The organism is Brevundimonas sp. GW821-FHT12C05 (assembly GCF_058807475.1).
In genome coordinates this window covers 75,943-85,852 of the sequence record NZ_JBXAQS010000007.1, presented here as the reverse complement: position 1 = coordinate 85,852, position 9,910 = coordinate 75,943, and the positions used below count along the sequence as shown (strand labels likewise).

The window sequence follows — 9,910 nt, the reverse complement described above, 5'->3', positions numbered from 1 at the left end:
GGCGGCGGCGGCCTCAGCCTGGGCGGCGCTGGCGGCGCGCTCGGCGGCGGCGGCCTGTTCGCGGGCGGCGGCGTCCTTGCGGGCGCGCTCCTCGGCGGCGGCGCGTTCGCGCTCGACGTTCTGCTGGGTGGCCAGCTCGATCGCGCGGCGGCGGGCTTCCTGCTCGGACTGCGACAGGTTGCCGGCGTCGGACGAGGCGGCCGGGCGCGGCGCCTGGGGCGCGGCGGCGGCGGGCGCGGCAGGGCGAGCGACATCGAAGCCTTGCGGACGCTGATGTCCGCCCGGCGTCGCACCCACGCGGCGCTTGGTCTCGACCACCACGGTCTTGGTGCGGCCGTGGCTGAAGCTCTGGCGCACGGTGCCGGTCGAAACCGATCCCGCCGTCCGGGGCTTCAGGCTCAGCGGCGCGCGCGGCCCTGTCGTCGACGCGGGCGCCGAAGGGGTCGTCTTGCCGTCGTTGGTCTTGTCGTTCTCGTCAGTCATCCGGTCGCTTTACTTTGACCCAGGACAGTCCCGGATCGTCGTCCAAACACAAAAAGCCGTGCGGAACTCCGCCCCCCGTCAGGGAGCGGAACCCCGCCCGTCTGAATTTCCATCCGGGGCCCCAGCCGCCTCGTCGCCCCACTGCGGAGGCGTCAACGGTCGAAATCCCGCCAGCCGTTCGACCTCGAAAGTCCAACGATCGGCCCGCCCGCCCTCAAGCAGGACGGCGTGTATCGCATTTTCCAGCCCGAGGGCCAAACTCAAATCGTCAGCGGTGAAGGCCCCGCACACTTTGGGGGGCGGCGTCTGGTGTTTCGCCAGGGCCAGCAGCTTGCCGCGTCCGTCGGCGGACCCGTCCGCCGCCTCGACGATCCATGCGGCCTTTCCGGATCGGATCGCGGCGGCCGACTTTTCGAAGCCAGAGATAAGCGCGCCTTCGCGCCGGGCAAGACCCAGCTGCTCCAGGCAGCGCTTGAAAAGCAGGGTTTCCACCAGATCGGGCAGATCGGCGGCGGGTTTCAGCGGGGCCTTCGCCGCGCGGCTGAACAGGTTCTTCTTGACCGCTGCCTCGATGGAGGCGCGGTCGGCCGCGACCCAGAGGCCGCGGCCGGGCAGCTTGCGCGCCAGGTCGGGGGCGACCGCGCCGTCCGGAGCGGCGACGAAACGGATCAGACGAGATTCATCCATGACCTGGTGGGTGACCAGGTCGCGGCGTTCCCTATCGATCGTTGCGTCGCGCAAGCTCATGAACGGCGGGGGCTCCCATCACGCGTTTTCGGGTTGGTCGAGGTCCTCGGCGTCTTCTGCCGGGGCCTCTTCAGAGGTCTCTTCCGCGGAGGCGGTGTTCGAGAAGACGGCGTCGGCGTCGTATTCGCCTTCCGCGTATTCTTCCTCGTATTCCGGCTCGGGCTCGGGCTGCGGCAGTTCCGAGGCGTCGATCCAGCCGGCGGCCACGCGGGCCTGCAGGATCAGCATCTCGGCGTCTTCCTGCGCCAGGTTGAAGCTCTCCAGCACGCCGGGGACCTTCACGCGTTCGCCGTTGCGGATTTCATATCCGCCACGGATTTCGTCGGTGGCCAGGTCGGCCAGATCCTCGACGGTCTTCACGCCGCCCTCGCCGAGCGCCACGGCCATGGCCAGGGTCACGCCCGGCACCTGAAGCACGCCGTCCTCGACGCCCAGTTCGGTGCGCTTGGCGTCCAGCTCGGCGGCCTTGCGGTCCAGGAAGTCGCGGGCGCGGGCCTGCAGTTCCTCGGCGGTGTCCTCGTCGAAGCCTTCGATGTCGGAGATTTCGTACGGCTCGACGAAGGCCAGATCCTCGACCGTGGCGAAGCCTTCGGTGACCAGCAGCTGGGCGATGACCTCGTCCACGTCCAGGGCTTCCTGGAACAGGCTGGTGCGCTCGCTGAACTCGCGCTGGCGGCGCTCGGAGTCCTGCGACTCGGTGATGATGTCGATCTGCCAGCCGGTCAGCTGCGAGGCGAGGCGGACGTTCTGGCCGCGGCGGCCGATGGCCAGCGACAGCTGCTCGTCCGGCACCACCACTTCAACGCGGTCGGCTTCTTCGTCGAGAACGACCTTCGACACTTCGGCCGGGGCCAGGGCGTTGACGATGAAGGTCGGCTCGTCGTTGTTCCACTGGATGATGTCGATCTTCTCGCCCTGCAGTTCGGCGACGACCGCCTGAACGCGCGAGCCGCGCATGCCGACGCAGGCGCCGACCGGATCGATGGAGGAGTCGTTCGACAGCACGGCCATCTTGGCGCGCGAGCCGGCGTCGCGGGCGGCGGCGCGGATCTCGATCACGCCGTCGTAGACTTCCGGCACTTCCTGCGCGAACAGCTTGGCCATGAAGCCCGGGTGCGAGCGCGACAGCATGACCTGCGGGCCCTTCGCTTCCGGGCGCACGTCGTAGATGTAGGTGCGGATGCGGTCGCCGATGTTGAAGGTTTCGCGCGGGATCGAGTCGTTGCGGCGCATGATGCCTTCGCCACGGCCCAGATCGACGATGGTGTTGCCGTATTCGACGCGCTTGACGGTGCCGTTGACGATCTCGCCGACGCGGTCCTTGAACTCTTCGTACTGATTGGCGCGCTCGGCCTCGCGGACCTTACCGGTCACGACCTGACGGGCCATCTGGGTCTGGACGCGGCCGAACTCGAACGGCGGCAGGTTCTCGACGTATTCCTTGCCGACCTCGGCTTCCGGATCGCGCTTCTGCGCATCCTTCAGGCGCACCATGGCGCTGTCGTTGAACTCTTCCAGCTCGTCTTCCGGCTGCCAGTCGTCCTCGACGATGGTGACGTGACGCGTCAGGGCCAGTTCGCCGGTCTTGTGGTCGATCTTGGCGCGGATGTCGTGGTGCGCGCCATAGCGCGACTTGGCGCCCTTCTGGATCGCTTCCTCGATCGCCTCGATGACGATCTCCTTGTCGATGTTCTTCTCGCGCGCGACCGCATCGGCGATCTGCAGCAGTTCGAGACGGTTCGCGGAAACGCCAACGGCCATGTCTTAGTCCTCAGCCTCAGTCTGGTTGTCTTCATTGCGGGCGGCGCGTTTTTCGGCCCCCGCCTTCATCAGTTCATCGGTCAGCACCAGCTTGGCGTCGACCAGCCATTCGAACGGGATCAGGGCGGTGTCTTCCTCCCCTTCCAGATCGATGGCGATATTGGTGTCTTCGGTTCCGGCCAGCACGCCCTTGAAGCGCTTGCGGCCTTCGACCATCCGGTCCGTCTCCAGACGCGCCTCATAGCCCTCGAACAGGTCGAAGTCGCTCAGGCGGGTCAGCGGGCGATCGATGCCCGGCGACGAGACTTCCAGCAGATATTCGCCGGCGATCGGGTCGGCGGCGTCGAACACCTCCGACACCGCGCGGCTCAGGCGGGCGCATTCTTCGACCGCGATGTCGTGGTCAGAGCCGCGCTCGGCCATGATCTGCAGGCGGCGGCGCAGGGTTCCGCCCATCAGCCGGACGCGCACCACCTCGAGACCCAGGCTCTCAGCGATGGGTTCGATCAGCTCCAGGAGCTGGCGGTCTTCTGCGGTCTTGGCCTTCAAGTTGGATCCCGGGCAAAACAAAAGCGGCTGGCCTTCAGGGCCGCCGCTTCAAACGGCGCCGTTAGGAGCCGGTCTAACGATGTGGGGCGGCATATAGCCCCGCGGGATGCGTTTGTCAGCCCCTGATCACGCGGCCGTCGCCATCCGGGTTCGGCGCGCGACGCCGGACCCGGATGGACGAGGTGCAGATCACGCCGCTTGCAACAGGTCCAACTGGCCCAGGAAGTCGCGCTTGCCCAGGGCCACGCCACGGTTACGCAGGATCGCGTAGGCCGTGGTCACGTGGAAGAAGAAGTTCGGGATGGCGAAGCTGGTCAGATAGCCGGCGCCGTCGAAATCCAGCTCCACGCCCGGGAAGCGCAGCTCGATCCGACGGGTCTCGCCGCCCGCGAACGCCGCCGCGTCGACGCCCTGGATGAAAGCGATCGACAGGGCGATGGTCGCCTTCAGTTCGACCAGCGAGGCCTCGTTGTCGTCCGTCCTGGGCCAGGCCTGGTCGGTCAGGCGCGCGACGCAGCTGCGGCCCGAAAAGCTGGCCATGCGGATCTGGTCGGCGAACGGTTTCATGTCCGGCGCCAGACGCGCCTCCATCAGCTCGGCCTCGTCCAGACCGGCCTCGACGGCCTTGTCGATCAGGTTCGACAGATTGGTCAGGCCGCGCACGAAGATGGGCGCGGACGCATCCTTGAGGGTGAAAGTCATGGCGCAGCCTCCGATGTGATTTTCCGGCTTCCTGCGCCGCCTCCCCGGCGAAAGCCAGAGTCGACTTGCGTGGACCGACTTGCGCGGTCCGGCGTCGCATGGTTCGGGAGCGGATGCGCGTCCTGACGTCCGCCGCCCTGATCGTCGCCTTCGCCGGGCTGACGGCCGTCTGTGCGCGGATCAATGTCCCCATGGTCCCCGTGCCTATGACGATGCAGACCTTCGCGGTCCTGCTGGCCGGCGCCGTTCTGGGGCCCTGGAGAGGTGCGGCGGCGGTTCTTCTGTATTTGGCCCTCGGGGCCGCGGGCCTGCCCGTGTTGTCGGTCGGCGCCTCCGGCCTCGATCATTTCACCGGGCCCACGGCGGGCTACCTGTTCGCCTTCCCGGTCGCGGCGGCTTTGACCGGCGCGCTCTACGACCGGGCGCGCGGCGTGGCGGCCAAGGTCGCTCTGGTGGTGGCCGCCCACCTGCTGATCCTCGTCGTCGGCACGGCGTGGCTGGCGACGGCCATGGGCGCTGCCGCCGTCGCGGCCGGCTTCACGCCCTTCCTGATCGGAGCGCTGGTCAAGTCGGGGCTGGTGGCGGCGTCCGCGGCGGGTCTGTATCGCCTGCCGGCGTTCAGACCCGAATGAACTCCAGGAAGATGGGCGGGGTGTCGCCCAGCTTCTTCTCTTCGTAGCGGGTGACCACGTGGTCCTGCGGCGCCGTGCGCCAGTCGTCGGCGCGGTCGGCGGTCCATTGCAGGCCCGGCGTCCGCTCCAGGCGCTCCAGCGCCCATTCGGCGTAGTCCTTCCAGTCCGTCACGAACCGCAGCCGTCCGCCGGGCTTCAGCAGGCGCGCGATCTCGGCGGCGCTCTCGTCCTGGATCAGGCGGCGCTTGTTATGGCGGGCCTTGTGCCAGGGGTCGGGGAACAGGATCATCACCCGGTCCAGCGAGGCGTCGGGCAGGGCCTTCATCACGTCGCGCGCGTCGTCGGCGTGCAGGCGCACATTCTTCAGGTCGCCGTCCTCGATGTGGCGCAGGGCCGAGCCGACACCGTTCAGGAAGGGCTCGCAGCCGATCATCAGGGCGTCCGGGTGACGCGCGGCCTGGGCGGCCAGATGCTCGCCGCCGCCGAAACCGATCTCCAGCCAGACTTCCTTGGCGCTGGGCATCAGCGCCTGCGGATCGATCGGTCCGGCCTCGGGGTCGGGCACGGCGATGGTCGGCAGCAGGGTGTCGAACAGCGCCGCCTGGCGCGGCTTCAGCGTGCGCGACTTGATGCGCCCGAACGAGCGCAGGGGGCCCCAGGTCGGGGCCTTGGTGTTTTCGGGATCGGAAGACATGGCGGGCCTCGTAGACGCGCCGGACCGATCAGACCAGCGCCTTCAGCTGATCCACCAGATCCGTCTTCTCCCACGAGAAGCCGCCGTCGGCGTCGGGCTGGCGGCCGAAGTGGCCGTAGGCGGCGGTGCGGGCGTAGATCGGCTTGTTCAGGCCCAGATGCTCGCGGATGCCGCGCGGAGTGCCACCGCCGATGAAGCCCAGCAGCTTTTCCTCGAGCACGCTCTCGTCGATCTTGCCGGTGCGGTGCAGGTCGACGTGGATCGACTGGGGTTCCGCCACGCCGATGGCGTAGCTGATCTGGATGGTGCAGCGCTCGGCCAGGCCTGCGGCGACCACGTTCTTGGCCAGGTAGCGGCAGGCGTAGGCGGCCGAGCGGTCGACCTTCGTCGGGTCCTTGCCCGAGAAGGCGCCGCCGCCGTGCGGAGCCGCGCCGCCGTAGGTGTCGACGATGATCTTGCGGCCGGTCAGACCGGTGTCGCCGTCCGGCCCGCCGATCTCGAAGATGCCGGTCGGATTGATGTGCCAGACGGTGTTCTCGTCGGTGAAGCCTTCGGGCAGCACCTCCAGGATCAGTGGCTTGACGAAGGCGGTCACCTCGGCGGCCCGGCCGACCGCATGCTGGGTCGACAGCACGATCGAGGTCGCGCGCACCGGCTTGCCGTTCTCGTACTGGATGGTGACCTGCGACTTCGCATCAGGTTCCAGAAGGGTGCCGCCCGCGTGGCGAACCTCCGCCAGCTTCTTGAGGATGTTGTGGCTGTACTGAAGGGTGGCCGGCATCAGTTCGGGCGTCTCGTTCGAGGCATAGCCGAACATGATGCCCTGGTCGCCCGCGCCCTCGTCCTTGTTGCCGGCGGCGTCCACGCCCACGGCGATATCGGCCGACTGGCCGTGCAGGTGGTTCTGGAACTCGAAGGTGTTCCAGTGGAACTGGTCCTGCTCATAGCCGATGTCGCGCACGGCGGCGCGAACGACGGCCTCGATCTCCTGCTCGATGCCCGGGGCCCATTGACCGTCCACGCCCATGATCCCCCGGCCGCGGATTTCGCCGGCCAGCACCACCAGATTGGTGGTGGTCAGGGTCTCGCACGCCACCCGCGCCTCCGGATCCTTCGACAGGAACAGGTCCACCACGGAATCGGAAATGCGGTCGGCGACCTTGTCCGGGTGGCCCTCGGAAACGCTTTCCGAGGTGAACAGGAAGGATGAACGGGACAAGGCAGGCTCCTGGGGGGCGACCCGCCAAACATATAAAGCTATGTTTATATGTTCAAGTCGCGCTGCGTTCGGGACGGCGCCAACGGGCCTCGGTGCTCACCGGCCGCTCCCCCGCCATCCAGCGCTCGACCACGCCGCCGGCGAGGCACAGGACCAACAGGACGCCGATGCCCCAGCGGGACGCCACGTCCATGCGGATGTGCTGCTCCTGCAGATCCGGCGTCAGGAACATCAGGCCGTGGGCAATCATGGTCAGGCCGGCGAAGGCGGACGCGGCCAGCGTCCACCAGCGGTCCCGGCGCAGCGCCAGCCAGACCAGGGCCGCGAACAGGGCCAGGTCGACGATCGCCTCGCCGAGGCGGAAATCCTTCAGGGTGACGGTCTGCAGCATGAAGCTGGCCAGGAAGGCGAACACGAACACGGCCACGCCTGTCCGCTCGGTGTGCCCCCCGCGCATCCACGCCCAGGCGAAGACGCCCAGACTGAGCAGCAGATAGAAGAGTTGAAAGGGCGCCATGGCTCCTCCAGCGGCGGAGCCCGCGCCGGCCTTACGGGGCCGGGGCGCGGGCGGCGCCTTGCATGACGGTTTCGTCGATGGTCAGGACCTGACGCTGATAGGCGACGACGCTGTCGGCGATCGCTCGCATCATCACCGCGGCCAGGACCAGCATCACGACGATGATCAGGACGCGGACGCCCCAGTTGCGGGGCGGTGGCCGGTACCCGAGCCGGGGTTCTGCGCGCCCACCTGGGCCATCACCCAGCCCGCGCTCAGCACCTGCTGCAGCAGTTCCCTCGGATTCGACCGTTCCGCGTCCGCGGCCAGTCCGCGCATCAGATGCGCGCGCACCGGGTCGTTCTTCCCGAGCGAGCTGAATCCCTCCAGCGCGGCCTCCAGGTCCTCCCAGGTCCACTGGGGTAGGGGTTGTGTTTGAGAAACCATCGTCTGCCTCCCTGACGTGGGGGACAGAAGAGGGGGCGGAATCCGGAACGCCAATGGAGTCTTTCGTAGCCTCTGGTACGTTTCGTTCCAGAAGCGCCAACGCCGCCTTGCGCCGGTTGACCCCCAGTCGGCGGCACGCCTCGTGCACGTGCTTCTTGACCGTGGCTTCCGACAGATTCAACCGAACGGCGATTTCCTTGTCGGTCAGGAAAGCCGTCAGTCTGAGGCATTGTTCCTGACGCGCGCTGAGACCTGCCGACATCGATCGCTCCGATACTGCGATCTTGCTAGGACGATCCGGACAGGGCGTCCAGACCAGCTCTCGCTTGAGGCGCCGGTCTGTCGCCGTTCCGCGCGCCGGCCGCCGGTTCCGGCCTGGAGAAATCCGTTCCTGGCGCGCGCGATAGCCGGTCGTCGGGCAGGGCGGCGAAGCCCCCGGCGGCGGATTGCCGCCGAGGGGACGCTGAGGTCGGATTCAACTGCACATTGGATGCCGCAGGGGGCGAATGTTCACCGGGCGGCGTCGCCGCCGCCCGGATGACCGCAAACCGCCCCGGCCCGCGCCGCGGCGATCACAAGGTGTTCAACTGACGTTGTGAGGAAGTGGCGCCGCTTAGGCGACCACCGCGAACGGAAGCTGGACCTATCCAGCGATCGCCTCTTCGATGAGGGCCTTCAATTCCGGCGCGAGAGTTAACCTCTCAGGGATAGCGAGTGCGGCCGCCAATCCGGCCGCACTCGTGACGAGACGCTACAGTCAGTTTTCGACGGCGAGGCCGGGGATGTATTGCGAAGCAATCTTGTCAGCAAATCTCTGGGGCCCAGCGCCCAAGAGGTTCGTCAGAACGATCACCGTAAGGTCATCCTCAGGGTAGATGAAGATCGCCGCGCGATCGCCGCCCGTGGGCGTGATCGCGGGATGTTCCGCGCGGCGGATGACCGGCCAGCCCAGTCCATAGCCATTGATGATCCGGTTGAAGCCGCGATAGCTTCCGTCGGGCAGTTGCTGCGGGGTCCAGAGCTGTTCGAGGCCACTTTCGCTGACCAGTTTGCGATTCTGCAGCGCGATAACCCATGCGGCCAGATCCCTGGCCGTGGCCTGAACGCCTGCGGCGGTATGCATGTAGGCGGGCCATGTCTCACGGCGCAGGAACGGGGTCTCGCTGCGCTCGACGCCGACGGTCCTCATGTCCGTTATCTGCAGCGTCAAATAGGTATAGAGCGAGGCGAGCTCGGGCACGGTATCGGCGGTGTGTCCAAAACGTGCCTGCTCCATGCCCGCCGCGTTGAACTGTCCCTCGCGAACGAAATCAACGAAGGGCTTGCCCGAGAGCTTCTCGATGATCTTGCCCATCAGGACATAGCCGGTCTGGTTGTAGGCATACTGCGTCCCGGGTGCATATCGCAGGGGAAGTTCCTGCACCCTTGCCCAGGCGGCGTCGGGCTCGGCGCCGTCGATCAGTCGGGTATTGTCGTCAATGATCTCGGGCAGGCCGGATGTGTGCGTGAGGATCTGGCGGACCGTGATCTCATTCCACGATGCCGGAAGCTCTTCGAGATAGTGCGTCACCGACGCATCGAGATCGAGCTTTCCAGCCTCGACCAGCTGCATCGCCGCGACGCCGGTGAAGGCCTTGCTGATCGAATTGATGCCGAAAACAGTGCGGTCCGTCACAGGCGTCGCGGTCTCGAGGTTGGACTGGCCGTAGGCGCCCGTGAATATGATTTCGCCGTTTCTCACGATCGCCAGCTGGAGCCCCGGAATACCGCGAGAAGCCATCTCGCTTTGGACCAGGCGTTCGATCGCGACGGTCTTGTCGTCCGTTTCCGCGACCTGCGTTGTTTGGGCGTTTGCGCTGTCGGTAACACCGCTCATGACCGCAATCAGGCCGATTGCGGCGGAAATTTTGTTCAGCATTCTTTTGGTCATCCAGAGCTTAGAGGGTACCGGTTGCGATTGTGGATCGGGCGATCGACGCGCCTTTGCGATCCCCAAGGCGGGAGTAACAGGAGTTGCGTCGGGCGCAACGGCGCGTTGACTGGGAGATGGGCTGGTCATGGCGTCGGTTGATCCGTTCGCTGCACGCTCGTCCATCCCGGCTCGGTCAATGGTTCGCCTTGATCGGCGAACAGCAGCGCATCCCGGCGAACGGTCGCCTCAAGGGGGCTGCAGGTTTGGG

At 67.0% G+C, this 9,910-nt stretch carries 12 protein-coding genes and 1 pseudogene; 1 reads left to right on the top strand and 12 read right to left on the bottom strand.

The window, feature by feature from the left end:
- The 5 genes from AC1RRF_RS16915 to AC1RRF_RS16895 all read right to left on the bottom strand — a co-directional run.
- A partial coding sequence (locus AC1RRF_RS16915; RefSeq protein WP_492836647.1) for a translation initiation factor IF-2 associated domain-containing protein occupies positions 1-483 on the bottom strand: 483 nt, incomplete at its 3' end.
- Between the two features lie 78 nt (positions 484-561).
- A complete protein-coding gene (locus tag AC1RRF_RS16910; RefSeq protein ID WP_492836645.1) occupies positions 562-1,230 on the bottom strand; it encodes an RNA-binding protein in 669 nt (222 codons plus the stop codon).
- 18 nt (positions 1,231-1,248) lie between these two features.
- Positions 1,249-2,991, bottom strand: coding sequence for a transcription termination factor NusA (gene nusA, locus AC1RRF_RS16905; RefSeq protein WP_492836643.1), 1,743 nt, complete (start codon positions 2,989-2,991; stop codon positions 1,249-1,251).
- A 3-nt stretch (positions 2,992-2,994) separates the two neighbouring features.
- Positions 2,995-3,540 carry a ribosome maturation factor RimP gene (gene rimP, locus AC1RRF_RS16900; RefSeq protein ID WP_291840779.1) on the bottom strand — a complete coding sequence of 182 codons (546 nt, stop codon included), beginning with the start codon at positions 3,538-3,540 and terminating at the stop codon, positions 2,995-2,997.
- Positions 3,541-3,729: 189 nt separating this feature from the next.
- The gene (locus tag AC1RRF_RS16895) at positions 3,730-4,242 is read right to left on the bottom strand and encodes a DUF1993 domain-containing protein (RefSeq protein ID WP_492836641.1); all 513 of its coding nucleotides are present in this window, start codon (positions 4,240-4,242) and stop codon (positions 3,730-3,732) included.
- A gap of 113 nt (positions 4,243-4,355) precedes the next feature.
- On the opposite strand from AC1RRF_RS16895, the gene AC1RRF_RS16890 reads away from it, so the two are divergent.
- On the top strand, positions 4,356-4,874 hold the full coding sequence (locus AC1RRF_RS16890; protein WP_492836639.1) for a biotin transporter BioY: 519 nt from the start codon (positions 4,356-4,358) through the stop codon (positions 4,872-4,874).
- Here the strand turns inward: AC1RRF_RS16890 and trmB are convergent.
- From trmB to AC1RRF_RS16855, 7 genes and pseudogenes are all read right to left on the bottom strand, one after another.
- Positions 4,861-5,568, bottom strand: a complete 708-nt coding sequence (trmB, locus tag AC1RRF_RS16885) for a tRNA (guanosine(46)-N7)-methyltransferase TrmB (protein ID WP_492836637.1) — start codon at positions 5,566-5,568, stop codon at positions 4,861-4,863. The two genes, AC1RRF_RS16890 and trmB, sit on opposite strands and share 14 nt — an antisense overlap.
- A 28-nt stretch (positions 5,569-5,596) precedes the next feature.
- Complete coding sequence (gene metK, locus AC1RRF_RS16880; RefSeq protein ID WP_492836635.1) at positions 5,597-6,787, bottom strand: methionine adenosyltransferase; 1,191 nt, start codon at positions 6,785-6,787, stop codon at positions 5,597-5,599.
- A gap of 52 nt (positions 6,788-6,839) precedes the next feature.
- The gene (locus AC1RRF_RS16875) at positions 6,840-7,304 is read right to left on the bottom strand and encodes a hypothetical protein (protein WP_492836633.1); all 465 of its coding nucleotides are present in this window, start codon (positions 7,302-7,304) and stop codon (positions 6,840-6,842) included.
- 31 nt (positions 7,305-7,335) lie between these two features.
- Positions 7,336-7,458 (bottom strand): hypothetical protein, encoded by a 123-nt coding sequence (locus tag AC1RRF_RS16870; protein WP_492836657.1) that lies wholly within the window; start codon positions 7,456-7,458, stop codon positions 7,336-7,338.
- Between the two features lie 11 nt (positions 7,459-7,469).
- Positions 7,470-7,730, bottom strand: coding sequence for a hypothetical protein (locus AC1RRF_RS16865; protein ID WP_492836655.1), 261 nt, complete (start codon positions 7,728-7,730; stop codon positions 7,470-7,472).
- Between the two features lie 112 nt (positions 7,731-7,842).
- Positions 7,843-7,992 (bottom strand): annotated as a pseudogene (locus AC1RRF_RS16860) (helix-turn-helix domain-containing protein); the annotation flags it as partial.
- A 495-nt stretch (positions 7,993-8,487) separates the two neighbouring features.
- On the bottom strand, positions 8,488-9,648 hold the full coding sequence (locus AC1RRF_RS16855; protein WP_492836631.1) for a serine hydrolase domain-containing protein: 1,161 nt from the start codon (positions 9,646-9,648) through the stop codon (positions 8,488-8,490).
- Positions 9,649-9,910 lie beyond the last annotated feature (262 nt).

What these genes read in the sequence shown, in the direction of transcription:
- AC1RRF_RS16910 (WP_492836645.1), bottom strand. Translation starts at nt 1,230, where the DNA reads ATGAGCTTGCGCGACGCAACGATCGATAGGGAACGCCGCGACCTGGTC.
- nusA (WP_492836643.1), bottom strand. Translation starts at nt 2,991, where the DNA reads ATGGCCGTTGGCGTTTCCGCGAACCGTCTCGAACTGCTGCAGATCGCC.
- AC1RRF_RS16895 (WP_492836641.1), bottom strand. Translation starts at nt 4,242, where the DNA reads ATGACTTTCACCCTCAAGGATGCGTCCGCGCCCATCTTCGTGCGCGGC.
- AC1RRF_RS16890 (WP_492836639.1), top strand. Translation starts at nt 4,356, where the DNA reads ATGCGCGTCCTGACGTCCGCCGCCCTGATCGTCGCCTTCGCCGGGCTG.
- trmB (WP_492836637.1), bottom strand. Translation starts at nt 5,568, where the DNA reads ATGTCTTCCGATCCCGAAAACACCAAGGCCCCGACCTGGGGCCCCCTG.
- AC1RRF_RS16875 (WP_492836633.1), bottom strand. Translation starts at nt 7,304, where the DNA reads ATGGCGCCCTTTCAACTCTTCTATCTGCTGCTCAGTCTGGGCGTCTTC.
- AC1RRF_RS16870 (WP_492836657.1), bottom strand. Translation starts at nt 7,458, where the DNA reads ATGCTGGTCCTGGCCGCGGTGATGATGCGAGCGATCGCCGACAGCGTC.
- AC1RRF_RS16865 (WP_492836655.1), bottom strand. Translation starts at nt 7,730, where the DNA reads ATGGTTTCTCAAACACAACCCCTACCCCAGTGGACCTGGGAGGACCTG.
- AC1RRF_RS16855 (WP_492836631.1), bottom strand. Translation starts at nt 9,648, where the DNA reads ATGCTGAACAAAATTTCCGCCGCAATCGGCCTGATTGCGGTCATGAGC.